The organism is Vibrio sp. MOR3 (assembly GCF_001557775.1).
GTDB lineage: Bacteria > Pseudomonadota > Gammaproteobacteria > Enterobacterales > Vibrionaceae > Vibrio > Vibrio jasicida.
This window is the reverse complement of sequence record NZ_LNRD01000008.1, coordinates 148393-167371: the sequence shown is the minus strand read 5'-3', so window position 1 is coordinate 167371 and position 18979 is coordinate 148393. Positions and strand designations below refer to the sequence as shown.

Genomic DNA, 18979 nt, shown 5'->3' with positions numbered 1-18979 from the left:
CATGTTGAGCGAAAGATCTATTATCGCGAAGGCGTGTTCATTCTTAAATATCGGACGCCTCCATATTTAAGAAATCACGGTAGCGATCGCCTGTACTGATTCATGATCAAGTTCATTCATTGCACTTGTTGTTTTTGGTGAAGTTTGCACATTCCGGCTTAGGGTGAAAGTCTACGATTCCTTCACCGTCAGCCTCTATGTTGCAGCAATCGATTAAAACATCTTTTAGTTTTGTACGACCACGCTGAATTCGACTTTTTGTTGCAGAAAGCGATAAGCCTAGTTGATCAGCAACCGCTTGCTGCGATAGTCCGTCAAGTTCTGCAAGGATCATCGCTTGACGGTACTTCTCTGGCAGGCAATCAAACATTGGACGTAAGCACTGCCCCACCTCTTGCAGATTCTTAAACTCTGAAGAGATTTCTTCTTCTACTTGATTATCGACCAACTCTTCATGGGTTTGGTGGGTCCGATAGAAGTCCATAATCGTATTATGAGTTATGCGATACAGCCAGTTCTGAAGTTTATCTCTTGTTTCTAACTGTTCAATCTTTTGACTGGCCTTGATGTAGACGTCCTGCAAGATGTCATCAGCTAAATCAAGATCACCCGTCTTTTTCACTATGTAACTTCTTAATTGGTCTTTGTGTGCAATCCACTCCGCTAACATAGCTTTCCTCAATTATCGATATGTACTCACAACATTTCGATAATAATGGAAATATAAGAAATGTAAAGCACAAAGACCAAGCGGTTCAATCAACAACTCGGCTGACTGACAATATTTCGGTGTTCATTCGAACCTCTAGCCCTGAGGCAATCGCCTGCTCCGGGGTTCGAGATATCATTCGCTCGGTATCTCAAACATCCCCACGAAATAAGGCAATCCACACGCTCCAAAAGAGAGGTAATCTCGTTTCTCCATCACAACAACGTCATCTGATGGTTGGTTTCTTTTGTATTTTGCGGCGAAACTCATTCCTGTGGCGTTTCCGCCAATAACGACCACTTTCATCTCATATTTCCAAAGTTGAACAAGATAAGTAAGAGAAATACGACCATTAACGACGTACTTCTCTAAAGCTGTTCTAAATGTTGATATGCTTCAATCTGCTCTACGCTGCGATTTCATCGCTTGTTGTAGCGGCACTGTCAGCGGAGTATTGCTCAATATCCAGTGAACCATTTGTCTTAGAGGTGATCACACCAGAGAGCATTGACCCCGAAATATTCAGTGCAGTACGTGCCATATCAATTAATGCCTCGATTGAAACTAGAATGGCAACCACAGTAATGTCTAACCCCATAATGGTAAGCACAGCAACAGCAGCAAACGTCGCTCCGCCTCCGACACCAGCAATACCAAATGACGCAATCGCAATCACCAAGATCAGTTGCAGAATGAAGCTGATGTCAACAGGTACACCCATGACTTGTGCAGCCATGATGGCAAGCATGGCTGGGTAAATACCGGCACAACCATTTTGGCCAATACTGGTACCAAACGTAGCGGACATATTTGCGGTTTCTTCATCAACACCAAGACGTTGAGTTTGAGTTTCAACGTTTAGTGGTATCGCAGCCATACTTGAACGAGAGCCGAAGCCAAAAACGAGCACCGGCCATGTTTTTTTCATGAACGTGATTGGAGATAAACCAAATACCGACACTAAGATAAAGTGAATCACAAACATTGCGCCAATCGCTACGTAACTAGCCAATAAGAATCGGCCCATTTCAGCCAATGCAAACAAGTCGTTAGTCATCATAAATGAGGTCATTAACGCAAACACACCATAAGGGGTCAGCTTAAGAATTTCGCGTACCATGGACAGCACAACTTCTTTTGCCGAGTTAATGAAAGCGACAAAGTTTTCTACTTTTTCTGGCTTACGTTTCTTCACTTGTAGAACGCTGTATCCTAGGAACATGCCAAACAGTACGGTCGATAATGTTGACGTACGCTCAGACCCAGTCAGCATTTCAAATATGTTGGTAGGGATAATCGACAGCGCTAACCCCGAAAGACCCGTATTTGCCATTGCATCTTGTGTGGCAAGCAGTGAATCACCTCGAGCTTCAATAGCACTGTTAGTACCCACTACACTTACGAGTGCATTCGCATCAATACCAAATAGGTAAACACTTGCAATACCTACGGCCGCTGAAATGGCTACGGTCACTATTAATACGCCAATGATCTTAGGAGCAATCTTAGATAAGGCACCATTTCCATCCACATTCATAATGGATGAAATCATGGCGACAAATACCAATGGAATAACAATCATTTGCAGCAGCTTAATGTACCCTTTACCGAACAATGAAATAAGCTCAGCAAAACCCACCGTTGCAGTATTTTCTATCCCGAATACCACTTGAATAGCACCACCGAATAGCAATCCAGCAGCCAGTGCGCTTAACACTCTGAAGTTGAATGTTTTTTTCTGTTTTTTAAATGTCACTAGAAGCGCATAGAATCCGAAGAAAAGTGCGCTCAAAACAATGAACGTTATGCTCATAGAAGCTTCCTATTAATTGGTTATATCAATAAGACGCTTTCACCGCAGAAAAGACGCAAAATTTATGGAAATGTGGTTTCGAGAAGCTAGTGAGAGGGCGTTCTTCTTATCTTCGATCTCGTTTTATCACTAACGAAGATAGGCAGCAAACACGGTTTGGGGCATAAACGGTTTAGCTCCACTGAACTAAACCGTTTCTATCACGTTAGAAAAAGGTTCTTCAAACCATAAATCGTACTACGAACCTATCTAACGGAAACTTGGGATAATCGCTGGAATTCCCGGTAGTAGACCAACCAGCGCCATTACGCTTGTTAGCACAACAAACATAATGCCAGGCAACACCCAACGGCTCATTTTACTGAGTTCCCCACTACGTTCTTTACAGCCGACTAAACCTAAGTTATCTAACAGCATAGTGAGCGACCAGCCAAATGCAGGGTTAACGAGCGCTGAAGAAAATACAACAATCGCCGCCGATTGTGTGGTTTTCCCTTCACGCGTCATTTCCATTCCTGCTTCTAGCAAAGGCACAAATACCCCAACAATGAGCGCAACACAAAGTACAGGTTGCCATATCGCTAAGTCCATTGGGTAGCCCCAAACCGCGGCGATGATACAAAACAGCGCCGTCAGCAAAGCCCCAGCAGGAATTGGACGTTTAGCGATAGCCGCCGGAACGATGTAAGTCCCCCATGAAGACGTAAAGTTAGTACCACCGAGCAGAGAGCCGAACGTCTGACGAATTGACGCTGTAGTCATCGTATCGTCGATGTTCATATGTACTTTTTCTGTACGTTCTGGATAGCTGATTTTTTGGAACACTTGATGCCCTAAAAAATCTGGCGACCACATAGCCACGGCCAAAATAGCAAAAGGCAGCACGACCATGAAATGCTCAATCGTAGGTAACCCTAGCATCCAGCCCGTATTTTCCCCCCACCAATACATAGGGTTCATATTGGGTAAGCCGGGCTCAGTTTGAAAAGAAAACGGGGCACCCATGGCAAAGGCTAACGTACCGCCTAACAAGCAACTAAGAGGGACTGCTAGCCAACGCTTACGAAAATGTTCCAGCAATGCATATAAAATAATGGTGCAAAAGATCACGACAAAAGCGATGTGGCTCATCCCTATTCCCTCTGCCCAAGCGAACAGCTTTTTCACTTGAGAGACGGTTCCAACAAAGCCTAGGTAGAGTAATAAGCCGCCACACACGCCTTTACTGGTGAGATTTGCCAACATGCTGCCACCTTTACTGATCGCTAACAGTATGCCAAAGGCGCCAATCAGCAGACCAAAGGCCATAGGGTGCCCGCCTGCTGCAACGACGATAGGAATTAATGGAATGAGTGGGCCGTGTGTACCCGCGAGGTTTGCAGTCGGCAATAGAAAGCCTGAAAAAAGAATAATGAAAACAGAGGCGATGAGTAGTTCATAACGAACATTTTCTAAAATAAAGCCTTCGTTCAACCCTAGCGCACCGGCAAAGGTTGCTGCGATGGCGCCCACCATAACGACTTTACCAATGGTCGCAGCCATCGCTGGAATGGTGTCTTCTACCTCGAATCGATAATCTTTAAACGGCAAATTGGGACGCCAACGTTTAGGCGCCATGATTTGCAACTCGTGCTCTAAATATTGTTCTCGGGACTCAAACTCCGAACTTGGTTTATGTTGTTGCTCATAAGTGAGTTCATCCTCACTGGCTTTAGGCTTATCTGTTCCAATATGTACGGACTCTAAAGTGCTGCTCATTGTGATTCCTTTCGTTCACACTCTAAGGTGTGTTTTTCCAACCAACGTTGTTTACTCACTAAACGAAGATTAAGCGCGTCGTTGTCTATAAATTCTCTGTTATACCAATCGTAGTAAATAACTGGTCATTCTAGCTTGTTAAAATACTCGATAACTGCGTTGCAATTTTTGATTGTAGAATAACTACTTATCGAAAAATTGCGCCTTGTTCTCAAGCATTTTCCCTACGCTATTTCTGATCACTTATTTACTGTGATTGGTATTACAAGAACTCGATGACTGATCTTTATGAACTCTTAAAATTCAGTTGCTAGTACCTTATACCAAACGAAAAAATACAAATAGTCTCAGGTGGTTAGACATTAGTCGTAGGGTTCGGGCTAACGGTATGAGCGTTGTAGTGGGATTGGATAGAACTAGCCTAAGGTCTTTGGCGAGAGCGAACGAAAGGTGTGGAAGCGTGGTGAACCAACAGCAACGGAATGCTTGGGTTAGCGGCTTTTTATCCAATGAAGAAAGGGGCTCACATGGCCCCTTTTTGTCTGTTGATTCATTTATCGCAATTGGTCTAACAGCGCATCAACTGGATAACATTTTTCGAAACACTCGCTGCTTCAATGTCTTCCAGCGCACCAGCAACAAACCAATGGCGATTAGGATATAGATGGTTGGCTCTGCTACCTCTGACTTCACCGACCAATAGAAATGAATCGGTGCCAATATCGCAGCTAAGTAAACCCAGTTATGCAGCTTTTGCCATTTAGGACCCATTTTACGTTGAATGGATTGAGTCGAAGTCACCGCCAGAAGTAACAAGATCACCCACACTGCTGCACCAACGGTCAAGTAAGGGCGTTTGACGATTTCAGAAGCAAGTAAACTCCAATCTAACCCTAAATCGAGCACAGCAAACGCAACCAAATGAAGCACTGCCCAGAAAAAGCTGTAGAGCCCGAGTAGTCTCCTAACTCGAACTAACAATCCCTGCTTGGTCCAACGCGCAAGCGGAGAAACTAACAAGGTAATAAACAGCGTATTCAGCGCGCTAATACCCGTGTAATGGATAATGCCTTGAACAGGGTCACCACCTAAGTTGTCGGTATTAATCGCAATAACCAACAGACCTAAAAAGCCGAGAGAGACAAGGTGTATCAGGACTTTAAGCGCAATGATGTGTTTTGGCGTCAGTTTTCTCAATAGAACTTCCTCAGATCCATATTCTTATAGAGATGCGCCACCTCTTCCTCGTAGCCGTTGAACATCAATGTTGGCTGTCTGCGAGTGCTGAGTACACTGCCCTCTCCGATGAAACGCTCGCTTGCTTGGCTCCAACGTGGGTGATCAACATTTGGGTTCACATTAGCGTAAAAACCGTATTCATTCGGTGCTAAACGATTCCACGTTGTTGGTGGTTCTCGGTCGGTTAAACGAATTCGAACAATAGACTTGATGCTCTTGAAACCGTATTTCCAAGGCACAACTAAGCGAAGCGGCGCACCGTTTTGTGGCGCAAGCGTCTTACCGTATAAACCCACAGAAATCAGCGCAAGCGGGTTCATTACTTCATCAAGGCGAAGCCCTTCGACGTAAGGATATTCAATACTGCTAAACGAGCCTTGGGCTGGGAACTGTTTCGGGTCGTAGAGAGTTTCAAAAGCCACGTATTTCGCGCTACTTTTTGGATCGGCCATTTTGATAATGTCCGCTAAAGGAAAACCAATCCACGGAATGTTCATTGACCATGCTTCGACACAACGTAAGCGATAGATTCGCTCTTCTAGTGTGAACTTATTAAAGAGGTCATCATAGTCAAGCTTAATTGGGTTATTCACCAAGCCGTCGATCTCAACCGTCCATGGGTCAGACACGAACTCAGAAGAGTTTTTCGCGGGGTCAGACTTATCGGTACCAAACTCATAGAAGTTATTGTATTTCAGAACCTTACTTTCAGGAGTAAGAGAAAGATCCGCTTGGTATTGTTGTGGCTTCGCAGCGCTAAGGTCAATTCGATTGTCTGAGACTGGCTTCTCCTTTGAGGAGAAGATATCCAAAATGCCAGCTTGTGCATTTGCAGCGAGCGGCATGCCGACAACCGCAATGCCAAGCTTTTTCAATATCTCTCGACGCTCTTTATAGACGGACTCTGGCGTCGCTTCGTTTTCAGATAAAGCCCAGCGATGATTCTTCTTAATCCACATAATCTTCCCCGAATGTGTTCATACTTTAGTAAATAGCGAACTGGTAATACGTTGATTAAGACAGACCGTAGCAATGGCAGTTCTATTTCATAGAAAATGAAAACAGATATGCATGCGAGTTAACGCTTTTCATCGACGTCTGCTAGGAGGCTATGTTCGTTAGTGAGGAAACCTTATTCGCTAGGAAGTCATGTAATCTGTTTTGGTTTGTTCGCATCTTTATCTAAGGTTTGAAGAATCAAGCATACACCAATCAATCCAACGCCAATCCAACCAGAGATAGCAATCTTCTCCCCAACAATCCAAACCGCCAACACCGCCGCAACAACCGGTTCAAACAACGTGAGAAGATTGGCACTGCTAACATCAACGTATCTTAGTCCATACCCATAGGCAAGATAACCCAAACACATTGGAACGATCGCCATATAGACGGAAACAGAAGCGTTCGTAATTCCGGTGAATAGGTTCTCTCCGGTAAACGCTAAGCTGGGCAATAACAACAGAGCACCACCAGCAAAGATACTACCTAACGCCGCTTGCGATTTGATTCCGCCATCAATCATTCGCTTAGCAACCCACGAATAAATGGCGTAACTTAACCCTGCGATGAGCCCCAAAATGATGCCCAAAAGATAAGAGGCTTGGTCTGATTCAACCACCCCACCCGATTTCGCCATGACTAACATCATGATGCCCACCACACCAAATACGAAACTCACCCACCATTGGGTAGAAATGCGCTTACCTTTGCTAAAAAGACACTCCATCAAAACAGTAAAGAAAGGCGCACTGGCAATTGAGATAACGGTACCAACGGCAACACCAGAAAGCTTCATCGACGTGTAAAACGCCAAAGGATATACAGCTAATGCAACGCTGCTTATTGCTAACGCTAACTTAAACAGTAAAATCTGATGGAATTGATGACGGATGCTACGCCAAGATAACATTGTTTGAATCACGCCACCAAGGCCCATAGCAAAAGCACCAATGGCTAACGGACTGACTTGATGAGCAAAACTCGCGGCTGTGCCTGTCGTTCCCCACAACAAAGAGGCGAACAAGATCGCCAGTGCGCCCGCTTGATATTGGCTTGTCGATTGAATCGCAACAAATGACATGCTTTATTTCTCTATAATGATTTTTAATAGAGAAAAGGATACGTTGATTAAGAAGGCATAACTTTGCAGAAAGGACGCAACAATCGTTTAATGAGACGTTATTGACGGGCTAGCTCGCGTGGTGACAAACCAAAATGAATTGAAAAGCGACGACTGAACGCAGATAGATCGGTGTACCCGACTCGCTCGGCAATCAATTGAACTGGTAAGTCGGTATGAGTGAGCAAAGCTTTGGCTTTTTCCATTCGCAACTCAGTAATGTACTGCAATGTACTAACACCAAGACTTTCTTTAAATCGCTTTTTAAATTGAGTCGGACTCAAGCAAGCTATCTTCGCCAACTCATCGATAGACAAAGCCGTATCTATGTTTTCAGCAATATGGCTTTGTACTGCTCGAATCCTTGGGTCAACAGGCTTTGCGTGAGTTTGCTGCTCTAAGAGCATAGAGAACACATTCAAAATCGAGCTCTCTAACCCACTATCAACTTGGTGCTGCAACTGTTTTTCTACAAAATGAAGATAGCTTAACAGTGGTGGCGTAACAGAAAACACAGCCAATTGTTCCGTAAGAAAGTGCTCTGGCAAAACGTCCAAGTCCGCAACAATAAAACGCGCCATTTCATCAGCTTTGAATCCATGCTCAGTGCCAGCAGGAATCACGACACACTCTCCAACGGTGACTTTACCGATAAAGTTTGTCATCTCAATCGCAATATTGCCGTGGATTGGCAACACCAATTGATGATAATCCCCGTGTGAATGACTCTGTAATTGCTTGGTATAAGCTCGAATACTGAGGCTATTTTTCATATCAGATTAGCTAACGAATACGCTTATTTTCAGGAAGATACGTTGAGTATAACCAGTCAAACACACAACACAAACACACCGACTGATTTGGATTATTAACCAAATCTAAAAACTGATTTAGGGATTAGCCCTCTTATCATTAACAATCGCAACTCTATACTGGCATTGTTCCCGAACTTTCGAATCAAGAGCCTTGTGATGATAGCGATTTCCTCGACCTTAAAATCCGTTCTCGAAAAAACACTGCCGCTGACTGTCGGTCTTTTTGCGATCATGTCAGTACAACTTATCGACGCAGTGTTTATCGGCATGCTCGGCGTGAACGAGCTTACCGTGCAAGGTATCACCATGCCGTTCCAAGCTGGCTTTATTGGCATTCAAGTCGGCATTGGTGTCGCGGCAACGTCGATCATCTCACATGCTTTTGGCGCGAATAATACGCAACGCGCGACAAATACCGCTTCACTTGCGTTACTGGTCGGTAGCGCTTTTATCGCTCTCATTGGATTTGCGTTGTGGTTGATGGAGCAAAGTGTGTTTTCTGCATTTGTCTCTCTGAAAGACAGCGGCGCACAATATCAGCAGCTCGAAACGTTATTTGGTCAGTTCTGGGGCCTATGGTTGTTGAGCGCACTATCCAGTGCCGTGCTGTATTTAATGACCTGTGTTTACCGTGCGAATGGTGATACTAAAGTCACGGGCTCTGTCTTTGTTATCGCAAGCCTTATCAACCTCGTGCTCGATCCGATCTTTATGTTCGTTCTAAACATGGGAATTGCGGGTGCTGCATTAGCATCGATGCTTGGCTTTGCCATCAGCGCGGGTTACATGATGCACAAAGCTAAAGGTCGACAATGGTTCGCACCTTTCTCTTCGGCTTTAGCTAGCAAAGACGATGTTGCTCTGCTGATCAAAACCACGATTCCAACCATGATGAATCAGATCTTACCGTCAGTCAGTGCTTTCGTGACGGTTATGTTCATCGCTCATCTTGGTACTAATGAAATCGCATTTTGGAGCTTATTAAACCGAGTGGAAAGCTTCTTGCTGATCTTCACGCTGGCACTAACCATGTCTTTGCCACCAATGATTGGCCGTGAACTCGGTGCCGAACGTTTTGATTCAATCCAAGCACTCGTCCAATCGGCTTCTCGCTTTGTTATTTTGTTCCACTTGGCCATCGCAACTTTGTTGGTGATGAGTTTACCAATTGTTGTTCCTCTACTATCGGCGGACAACACAATGCAAGACTGGTTAAAGCTAGCACTTTGGGTGATTCCGTTTAGCTACGGCCCTTTAGGTTTGTGTATGGTTGTCACTTCTATCTTCAACGCATTAGGCAAACCAAAAACTGCCCTATTCGTTTGCTTTGTAAGATTGGTGGTTCTATACATCCCAGCGATTGCTATTGGTTCGTTACAGGGTGACATTTTTACAATCGTCATCGCAGCGACAATTGCTAACGTTCTAGCAGGTTTGTTTGCATGGTTACAACTTACTAGCTATGTAAAACAAAACTTGTCTGCGACTCAAACGTCGATATTGGAAGTGGAAGCGGTGAAGTAGCAACGGATTTTGGATTGAAAAAGATAAACGCCCATACTTTTGAATAAGTGTGGGCGTTTTTGTTTGTAGAACTGAGAAGGCGGAAGGTTTAGTTGCTCTTCGTTCTGGCATGTTTTTGGGCAAAGCGATTTAGAAAACTAGTTCAATTTGTATCCCTCTAGATGAGGCTTTGTATTGAAAACGTCTTTGCAAGTGGTCATCTTCGCTTCACCACTGAAATACACCGATAATCAACAATACCTAGGATATTTCTAGTGATTAAATATGTTAGTCTTGGTGAAATAAAGCAAATATGGAACCTATTTTTATGTTGGGTAAATTCACTAAGGTGATTGACTATTTCTCTGATATGGGGGTTCCACCTCAAACGGTTGAACCCCTGTCAACTCAGTTTAAATTGCTCTCACTAAACCCATCAGATATCTTGCTCGCACAGGGCTCCCAGCAGGACTATGGCTTTTTTATCATGTCCGGAATACTTAGAGCTTGCCATTACGGTGAGAACGGTCTTGAGCGATGCAAAGAGTTTTATTTTCAAGATGAGCTATGCTTCCTCTATTCAAGTTGGTTGCAGGGAATGCCTGCCCAATATCAAATTGAAGCTATTACAGCCGTAGAAGTAATAAGGGTCCCCCTGAATTTACTGGCATTGCCTTCGTTCTCACAAGCCAAAGTCACACTGTTACAACAACAGTTAATTTTTAAGGAGCAGAAAGAAGCCCTGCTGTTACTCCACACGCCTGAGCAAAGGTATCAGCACTTACTGCAGTATTGGCCACATTGGTTAGCCAAACTTAATAACATTCAGATAGCCAGCTATATCGGTATTAGCCCTGTCAGCCTATCGAGATTGAAAGCCAGAATAAAAAGCTAAATATAAAAGGTAGAAATTAACTTTAGTTAATTTCTACTTCGGAACATCTACGCATAATCCCACCTCCATATTTATTCTAAATTTTGTAGGAGGGAAGCATGTCGGCATTTCTTTGGTCCCAAGTGTTGATAGCAATCGCCATCGTATTCGATCTGATATCATTTCAATTTAAAAAAAGACAAAAAATTGTTTGTTGCTTATGTGCATCCGGCATCTTGATTAGCACCCACTTTGTTCTACTAGAGCAATGGACCGCCGCAAGCCTAATGTTACTTGCGAGCATCCGCTATTTCACTAGTATCTTTACTACATCGAAAAGGTGGATGTTTCTTTATTTAAGCTCTGCCTTAATGATCACTGTGGTGACCTTTGTTGACCTAATCAATTTGCTTAGTTTTGGCGGAACGCTATTTCAGACCACAGCTGCATTTTGCAAAAGTGATCAACGCTTACGTCAATTAATGATTGTAGGAACTTTGCTCTGGCTAATACACAACTACCTCGCAGGTTCTCCTACTGCTGTACTGATGGAGTTGTTGTTTATTGGCAGCAATATTATCGGCTATTGTCGTTATTACGGGATACATTTGAGTCTGTTGACTCAAAAAAAGTCCACATAAATAGATGCCAATACTTACGTGACAAACACTATAAAAACGGTAGTTTTGGCAAAAAAAAGAGCGAGCTTATAGCCCGCTCAATATGCTTTAGATTGTTAGATTACTTTTTAGACCAAGCAAACTTTTCAAATACTTTGTCTACTGGCGTGTGAGCCACGTGGTTTACGTAGTTACTGATCACTTTTTGCGATAGACCAAGAATCACTTCCAGTACCTGTTGCCGACCATAACCTGCCTCGAAGAATGCCGCTAGGTCTGCTTCTGATACATTGCCACGCTCACGAACGACAGCAAGAGTGAAGTCTTTTAGTGCTTGAAGCTTTTCAGTTGGCATTGCTTCATTGTTACGCAGTGCTTCAGTCAATGCAGGATCAACCTTCATTGAGTGAGCGATCCCAGTGTGTGCAGGGACGCAGTAGTGGCACTCGTGTTCAACATTGATGGTTTGCCACACAACTGTTAGCTCTTCAGCGTCGAATGATGTGTTCGTGAATTGCTGATGCAGTTGCGTATACGCTGTTAGGATTTGAGGAGACTCAGCCATTACTGCGTAAAGACCAGGAATCATCCCCATTTGCTTTTGTGCACCTTCAAGGATTGCTTTGCTTTTTTCTGGTGCTGACTCAACAGTGTGTAATTTAAATTCGCTCATTTTCTCTTTCCTATTCTCTATTACTGACTTATAGCCTAAATAATTGGAGTTGCAGCGCGGCAACAAGCTAGTTCATCCCTATGAGCATAATGTTCTATGTGATTAGGGTGAGCTTGTGCAGTTAACAAAGCTGCAGCTTCAAGTATGACGGGTATAATTATTTTACTTCTGGCTCTAGTAGAACTTTGGTTACGAACAGACGAACCGCTGGTGCTACAAGGGCTAAAATTAACAGTGCAGATGGCACCATTTGTGAAACCGCGTTTAACCATGCATCAAAGAATACGCCGTTCTCTGGCAGTGTTTTAGCTACCATGATGGCTGGCATGCTAAGAAGCATAGTAGGTAAAACCATAGAAACCATTAGTGGGTATTGGAACTTGCGTGAAAGTTTTTTCATGATTGACTCTCTTATGCCTGACTTCGATTGGCTAACTGATGGGTTCATATTAGCCCCGCCCATCACAATCAAAAATAGACAACATTGAACTTGAATCTTTCATATTTGAATGATTAACTCAGAGTGCAATCCTCAAGAGCGATCAATTATGAAAGCAAAAGACATCTCCAATCTCTATCTGTTTTGCCAATCTGTCGAGTGCGGTGGCTTTGCAGCAGCGAGCCTTAAAACACACGTTTCAGCCCCAACGTTGTCAAGAGCGGTGGCAAGTCTTGAGGATAAACTGGGTGAAAAACTGGTACACCGGAATGCAAAACAGTTCCAGCTCACAACAGCTGGCGACGAATATTACCAGCGCTTCGCTGCCCTATTTATGCAGCTGAATGATGAATGGACACAGCTCTCGAATAGTCAGCCAGTATTAACGGGTGAAATCCGAGTCTCTTGCCCTGAGCCATTTGCTGATAATTTCCTGCAAAAGATGGCGATTGAGTTTATGCAGCTTCACCCAGAGGTCTCCGTCACCATTCAATTTAGCGCAGGCACAGAACGTTTCTTTGATGAGCAGATTGACCTTGCGATTGTGACGACCCCACCTCACGCCAATCATTTAATACAGCGTCAGTTGTTTGAATCACCATTAATGTTAGCCGCATCACCCAGCTATATTGAAAAACATGGTCAGCCAAAACGAGCAGAAGAGTTGATGAACCATCAACTACTCTCAGGTAATAACTTGCCATATTGGGAGCTAAAAGAAGATGGTAAGGCGATCCGCATTCCCTATCAGCCTCGTTACTCAGTCAGCAGTCTGCGTTTAAATATTGATGCGACAATAACAGGAGCTGGGATCTGTATGATGCCAAGAGCAGCGTTTGAAAAGCATGCACAAAGCAAAGAGTTAGTAGAGGTATTGTCAGACGTTGAATACCCAACCGGTAAAGCATTCTTGGTGTGGGCAGACAGAAAGCTGATAGCGACCAGAGTGGTTGCCTTTAGAGATATGATTTTTGAACGGTTTGGGCAATCGGCGGAGTTTCTGGCTTCGATTCACTCAGAGCGAAACTCGTAGTTATTGTATTTAAGAAATGCCTATTTATAAATGAAATGCGCCAGACTAGACGAACTAATCTGGCGTTTATTATGTGACTTTAACGATTACTTTTTACGAAAATATAGGAATGCATTTAACCAAGCTAACCCAAGAATGATCAGTGTCATTACCGGTGGTTTAGACTGAAGCGGTAGCACTTCTGCCGGCACACTTGGCAATAGGTGAACATACACCGCGACAATCATAATTGCAGTCGTTAATAGCGTTGATAATTGCATCGCTCTATCTTTAATCGGTGCTGCGAGCGCCTTATTACCAATCATCACCACCAGCAGCAGTAAACCTGCAAAAATCTCACCTAATTGACCCGCCCAACGAGACAAAGTTGGGAAAGGCAGTTCACTCAGTGCGATTTGTTTTGCGAACATAGTCGTAAACGGGTCAAAGAATTTTACTGTTCCCGCCATCACCATAAAGGCACCAAGAAGACCCGTTAAGATCTTTTGAACTTTCGTCCCTACGCTATCGGTTTTGTCATAACTACGAACCAAAAAGACACCCGTAACGAGTAGCATTGTGCCGATGAGAGATAACTCAAGAATTAATTGTGATGTGCTCATAGCAAACCTTCATTATGTGTTAACAAGTTGATGGCGCTATTTTATGAAACACAATAGAGTTCAAAAATAGACAGGTTTGATTCTTATTCATTCAAAAATGAATGATTGAATTACGTATCAGTTTGCCTCCTAGACAACTTTGCAGCCTCGAAGCAGAAGTTCATTTACCGAGAATTGCACATTGTTTACGTTGTTTTACATTACACAGACTATTATGCACTCCAACTATCTAACCTTTTCAAAACATTGATCTAGGTAGATTAATTCCTACACTTAAACTTCACACCTACGACTGGATTTTGTTGATGATGACTACAAACAATCAAGTATTCGCTCTTTCGTTTATCACCCTGTTGTTGGCTGGTTGTTCTCCATCTTCAGACGTAAAAGCTAATAAAAGCCTCGATGATTACAAAGGTTCAGCTAGCATTACCCAAGGTCTTGCAACTACAGTAAAAACAAATCTTTTTGAATGTGAGAACGGGAGAAGCCGAGTTGCAGGTATCGGTGAAATTGCTGATGCTGACGGCAAGGTGTGGACCGTCCCGGCACAAAACCATTTCACAACTGCGCCAAAAGCAGCCGACCTTTATGAGGAATGCGCCAACATCACTCCTAATAGCATTGCCGATGTTGATGAAGACTCTGTACCTGTGGCTGTTATTGATTCAGACGGTGAAGAGATCACTGGTTATATCTTTGCTGACAACTACTTCGAGTTATATATTAATGGCCAGCTTATTGCAGTAGACACTGTACCTTTCACACCGTTTAACTCTAATATCGTCAAGTTCAAAGTAAGTAAACCATACACTATTGCTGTAAAAGTAATTGATTGGGAAGAAAACTTAGGTTTAGGTACAGAAGATAACCGCGGTAAGGCATTCCACCCAGGTGATGGTGGCTTTATCGCAAGCTTTAGTGACGGTACTGTGACAGGTTCCGACTGGCAAGCACAGACATTCTATACTGCGCCAATCTATGATCTTAGCTGCCTAAGTGAAGTTGATGGCGATAACCTTGAAAAACTGCGCTTATCGGAGAACTGCACAACAGAAGGCACGGATAACGGTGAAAATGCTTATGCCGCTCACTGGGAAACCCCAAACAACTGGATGGCAAAAGACTTTGACGCAGCGTCATGGCCTCAAGCGACTGAATATTCAGAAGATGATATTGGAGTGAACAACAAAAAATCTTATATGAACTTCATCGAGAAATTCAGTGGGGCTGGAGCAAGTTTCATTTGGTCAACAAACGTTGTATTGGACAATGAAGTTCTACTGAGATACGAAGTAAAATAGCTTCAACCTCTAACCTAAAGCCCGCAATCTAATTTCAATATAAGGGGACTCAAATGAGTCCCTTTTGTGTTTTTGAGCTGCTTACCTTATAAAACTGGCACGTGATGCGCTTCCACTTTAGTTTTGTGAATGTGGCTCATCTTATGGGTATTAACGAAATCTGTTCCGCTCCTAAAGCCCGTTTTCACTTTAGTCGTGAGCACGGCAATGTTGTTACCAAAGACGACGTCCGTGTAACGGGCATATTCACACATCGTAGTCTTAACGCCACGCTCAGCGAATCCCTTCTCCATCCTACGAGAGTAAGTAACGAAGTCTGCAGGTGTGATTTTTTCGTTTAGTTTCGAGTTGCTTGTCACTTCACTTATCACATCTGCTGGCTTCAACGATTTATCGAGGTTTTCTAATACCTCCACTGCTTTTTTAGGATGTACCGTTGGTGGTCTTTCACAGGTATACATTTCGTAGAGGTACTCAACAACTGTCTCAATATCTTCTTTATCGTGTCCACCCATCAAATAACTCCCGTTACCTACTGCACCGCCGGAAAATTTGCTCTCGCCATTAAGATGCTTAACTAAATTCCCGTCTGGCTTGATGCTAACACCAATATCGAAGAAGTAATCTCCAGCATTTAGGGCAAGTAAAGAGACCATATTCTTCGCAAAAGCTGGGCTGCCATGGTTGATACTTGCCTCATACAATTCAGTCACCTTCTTGGCAATGACTGGCGTCGCGATGTTTTTCTTGCTCAACAATTCATCAACCGAAACAAACTTAACATTATCAGGAAGCTCAACGCGTGAGTCATAACAGGTTCGCCCCTTAGTGCGTCTATCAACATATATAATGTGCTTTACCTTCGGGGTGATTTTTGCATTACTAATGACGTTCAATAGACCATGCTCCTTCTCAACGCTTGGAATAATATTGTCTTCACCACTTTCCGCTTTTGTATTAACCCAACAATAAGCAACGGTCTTGGTTGGGAGCTTGGAAAAACTCGGTTTCGCGCACAACAAAGAACTAAGCCCACCCTTTTTCTTATTTTCTTTTAATTGAGTTAAGGTGACTTCAGTATTTTCACTGTTGCGTTCAGCCATGACTCTTTCTCGATTTGCAGCCCAACGCTTATTATCTTCTTGTGTCACTTTAAGCTCTTCTTTTCGAGCCAGACGTTGTTGTTCAGCGCGTTCTTGAGTTGACTGTTGTAGTTGTTCTGTATGGTTACTTGGTGAAGATTGATATCGCATTAAACTGCCCCTAAATACCAAATGTAAGAATTTGTTACAATATGATAGTTCTAACAATTAGATAAATAGTGGCGACAAATTAACCATTAAAATAGATGTTTTTACTACTCAAAAGCTCATCATGAAATCTCAAAGGGCTATTATTCCCTTTCTTTTAAGATAACTGTTAGTTTAATTAATTCACAGAAAAAATGAATTTGAGCGCTATTTATTCACGAGATTTAAACAACGGAAAATTTTTGGTGAATACAACGACAGACGTTTACATCTCTATCCATAATTCAAATTCAAATTCAAATTCAATATTATTTAGAGCGACAGCTACTCCCATCTAGTTACCCCTTTAGAACGACAAACAAATGTATTTGAATAGGCTCAAACATAGAGCTTTCAAAAACTAAGCCCACCGTAAAGTGGGCTTGGTGTTGTAGTTAGTAGTTCGCCTGAATGGTCATACCGCTGTAGCTAGAATATGCGTAAATCATGATGTGGTACCGACCGCTCTGCGGTGCGGTCACTGTGCATGTCTCGTTGTTACCATATTTGTATGGTCTGCAATCCCAGTTATTGCGTGTTGGTTTCGAGCCAAAGCGTACGTAGAGGTCAGCATCCCCACTTCCACCAATGGTTTGAACAGTTAGACGTTGGCCTGCCTCTAGGTCAGCATAGAAATAGTCCATCGCACCTGTTGCGCCGCTCAAGCCATTCACTGGTAAACCAGAGGTTAGCTTGCCCTCAGGATCCGGTGTTGGATTTGGACCACCACAATCTTGACCACAGCCAGAATCTGACAAGCTATAGAGCAGCTTGTTTACGCTTCCGCGAGTGTCTGAGACTTTTCCATTGGATGCTCGTTCAGCAATCAGAGCCTCTAGCTGGCTTGGTGATAATGCACTGTTTTCTTGAAGATATAGCGCTGCAACACCGGCTACATGTGGCGTTGCCATTGAGGTGCCACTGATGGTTTTGTAGCCACCATCATACCAAGCAGATTTGATTTGCGAGCCTGGTGCAAATACATCGACACAGCTACCCCAGTTTGAAAAGCTCGAGCGTGAATCTGAGCTCGTTGTGGAGCCAACGGTCACACCAGAAGCAACACGAGCAGGTGAATAGTTACAAGCATCCGCATTAGAATTGCCAGCAGCCAGCATAAAGCTCACGCCAGACTGAACTGCACTTTGCACCGCGCTATCGAGAGCGACAGATTGGCCGCCTCCCAAACTCATGTTGGCAACAGAAGGCCCTGAAGCGTTAGCCGCCACCCAGTCCACCCCGGCAATGACACCGGATGTCGAACCTGAGCCAGAACAGCTAAGCACTCTTACACCAACAATATTCACGTTCTTTGCCACACCGTACTGGCTGCCGCCAATGGTGCCCGCAACGTGTGTGCCGTGTCCATTACAGTCACTTGAGTCTGAATCATTATCGACAAAGTCGTAGCCAGAAACAGAACGCCCACCAAACTCGGCGTGTGAATTGTTCACACCTGTATCGATGACATAAGCCGTTACCCCAGTGCCATCAAAGTTGGCGTTGTAATTGCTATCAAGCGGTAGGCTGCGCTGATCAATTCGATCAAGGCCCCAAATCGCATTGCTTTGGTTCGCTTCTACCGAGACTATCGGTTCAAGCGTTAGCATTTTATCTTGTTCGATATAGTCTACTCTCGGATCAGTACGCAGTTCGTCCAGCTGATTTGTATTCAACGTGGCAACAAAGCCGCTAATTGAGCGATCAAATACGGATTCTACCTGTATTGAATATAAGCCGGACATACTGTCCACGGATTGCTGTGTGGACTGCTGAAAATCAGGAGAATCGCTCGGTATCATTTGTGGCTGTTTAAAGACCACAATGTAACGATCAGCGATGGCAACATCGTCCGGAGCGAGCATCAACGCTGCAGGGGCTTGTTGTAAATCAGAAGCACCTGGCAGATCCGTTGATTTAGAGTAAACGGAAGCAGAATGAAAACAGAGTGCCGAGGTTATACAACAAGTAAGTAGTTTCTTTGACATAAAATGTTCCTTGAAATCATAGTGTTGTTGATTTTTACCTAGTACCAAACTGTCAACACGAAAACACAGACAATCAGCGTAATACGCTCAATACGTGCTGCAGTGACGTTACACGATTCAACCTAGAACAATGCGCAACCGGATGCGTAATTGATAATAATTCACACACTCAGAAACATGATCAATAACCAAGCTTTA

General features: G+C 43.6%; 17 protein-coding genes and 1 pseudogene. 5 read left to right on the top strand and 13 right to left on the bottom strand.

Annotated elements, in window-relative coordinates; genetic code table 11:
• Positions 1-112: 112 nt before the first annotated feature.
• From sigZ to ATB76_RS16460, 8 genes and pseudogenes are all read right to left on the bottom strand, one after another.
• Positions 113-670, bottom strand: a complete 558-nt coding sequence (gene sigZ / locus ATB76_RS16490; RefSeq protein WP_061035743.1) for an RNA polymerase sigma factor SigZ — start codon at positions 668-670, stop codon at positions 113-115.
• Between the two features lie 109 nt (positions 671-779).
• Positions 780-1015: pseudogene (locus tag ATB76_RS27360) on the bottom strand (CoA-disulfide reductase); the annotation flags it as partial.
• A gap of 100 nt (positions 1016-1115) precedes the next feature.
• Complete coding sequence (locus ATB76_RS16485) at positions 1116-2522, bottom strand: cation:dicarboxylase symporter family transporter (protein WP_061035742.1); 1407 nt, start codon at positions 2520-2522, stop codon at positions 1116-1118.
• A gap of 249 nt (positions 2523-2771) precedes the next feature.
• Entirely contained in the window at positions 2772-4280 is a 1509-nt protein-coding gene (locus tag ATB76_RS16480; protein ID WP_061035741.1) for a DUF3360 domain-containing protein, read from the bottom strand.
• A gap of 579 nt (positions 4281-4859) precedes the next feature.
• Complete coding sequence (gene msrQ / locus ATB76_RS16475) at positions 4860-5477, bottom strand: protein-methionine-sulfoxide reductase heme-binding subunit MsrQ (RefSeq protein WP_020197473.1); 618 nt, start codon at positions 5475-5477, stop codon at positions 4860-4862.
• Positions 5474-6478: a protein-methionine-sulfoxide reductase catalytic subunit MsrP gene (msrP, locus tag ATB76_RS16470; RefSeq protein WP_061035740.1), complete on the bottom strand. Its 1005-nt coding sequence runs from the start codon at positions 6476-6478 to the stop codon at positions 5474-5476. The genes msrQ and msrP overlap by 4 nt, the downstream gene beginning before the upstream one ends.
• Before the next feature lie 188 nt (positions 6479-6666).
• Positions 6667-7602 (bottom strand): EamA family transporter, encoded by a 936-nt coding sequence (locus ATB76_RS16465; protein WP_061035739.1) that lies wholly within the window; start codon positions 7600-7602, stop codon positions 6667-6669.
• Positions 7603-7700: 98 nt separating this feature from the next.
• Positions 7701-8414 carry an AraC family transcriptional regulator gene (locus ATB76_RS16460; protein ID WP_061035738.1) on the bottom strand — a complete coding sequence of 238 codons (714 nt, stop codon included), beginning with the start codon at positions 8412-8414 and terminating at the stop codon, positions 7701-7703.
• Positions 8415-8612: 198 nt separating this feature from the next.
• On the opposite strand from ATB76_RS16460, the gene ATB76_RS16455 reads away from it, so the two are divergent.
• From ATB76_RS16455 to ATB76_RS16445, 3 genes are all read left to right on the top strand, one after another.
• Positions 8613-9980: an MATE family efflux transporter gene (locus ATB76_RS16455; protein WP_061035737.1), complete on the top strand. Its 1368-nt coding sequence runs from the start codon at positions 8613-8615 to the stop codon at positions 9978-9980.
• A 307-nt stretch (positions 9981-10287) separates the two neighbouring features.
• On the top strand, positions 10288-10854 hold the full coding sequence (locus tag ATB76_RS16450) for a Crp/Fnr family transcriptional regulator (protein WP_038872443.1): 567 nt from the start codon (positions 10288-10290) through the stop codon (positions 10852-10854).
• A 98-nt stretch (positions 10855-10952) separates the two neighbouring features.
• Positions 10953-11474 (top strand): YgjV family protein, encoded by a 522-nt coding sequence (locus ATB76_RS16445; protein ID WP_038872440.1) that lies wholly within the window; start codon positions 10953-10955, stop codon positions 11472-11474.
• A 100-nt stretch (positions 11475-11574) separates the two neighbouring features.
• Here ATB76_RS16445 and ATB76_RS16440 read toward each other — a convergent pair whose 3' ends face one another.
• Both ATB76_RS16440 and ATB76_RS16435 read right to left on the bottom strand, forming a co-directional pair.
• On the bottom strand, positions 11575-12126 hold the full coding sequence (locus tag ATB76_RS16440) for a carboxymuconolactone decarboxylase family protein (RefSeq protein WP_061035736.1): 552 nt from the start codon (positions 12124-12126) through the stop codon (positions 11575-11577).
• A gap of 157 nt (positions 12127-12283) precedes the next feature.
• Positions 12284-12526: a hypothetical protein gene (locus ATB76_RS16435; protein ID WP_061035735.1), complete on the bottom strand. Its 243-nt coding sequence runs from the start codon at positions 12524-12526 to the stop codon at positions 12284-12286.
• Positions 12527-12674: 148 nt separating this feature from the next.
• On the opposite strand from ATB76_RS16435, the gene ATB76_RS16430 reads away from it, so the two are divergent.
• A complete protein-coding gene (locus ATB76_RS16430; protein WP_061035734.1) occupies positions 12675-13598 on the top strand; it encodes a LysR family transcriptional regulator in 924 nt (307 codons plus the stop codon).
• A gap of 86 nt (positions 13599-13684) precedes the next feature.
• Here the strand turns inward: ATB76_RS16430 and ATB76_RS16425 are convergent, their stop codons facing one another.
• Positions 13685-14200, bottom strand: coding sequence for a hypothetical protein (locus tag ATB76_RS16425; protein WP_061035733.1), 516 nt, complete (start codon positions 14198-14200; stop codon positions 13685-13687).
• A 305-nt stretch (positions 14201-14505) separates the two neighbouring features.
• On the opposite strand from ATB76_RS16425, the gene ATB76_RS16420 reads away from it, so the two are divergent.
• Positions 14506-15504 carry a hypothetical protein gene (locus ATB76_RS16420; RefSeq protein WP_061035732.1) on the top strand — a complete coding sequence of 333 codons (999 nt, stop codon included), beginning with the start codon at positions 14506-14508 and terminating at the stop codon, positions 15502-15504.
• Positions 15505-15590: 86 nt separating this feature from the next.
• Here ATB76_RS16420 and ATB76_RS16415 read toward each other — a convergent pair whose 3' ends face one another.
• Both ATB76_RS16415 and ATB76_RS16410 read right to left on the bottom strand, forming a co-directional pair.
• Positions 15591-16655, bottom strand: coding sequence for a hypothetical protein (locus tag ATB76_RS16415; protein WP_231571927.1), 1065 nt, complete (start codon positions 16653-16655; stop codon positions 15591-15593).
• Between the two features lie 533 nt (positions 16656-17188).
• A complete protein-coding gene (locus tag ATB76_RS16410; RefSeq protein WP_061035731.1) occupies positions 17189-18781 on the bottom strand; it encodes a S8 family peptidase in 1593 nt (530 codons plus the stop codon).
• Positions 18782-18979: the final 198 nt, after the last annotated feature.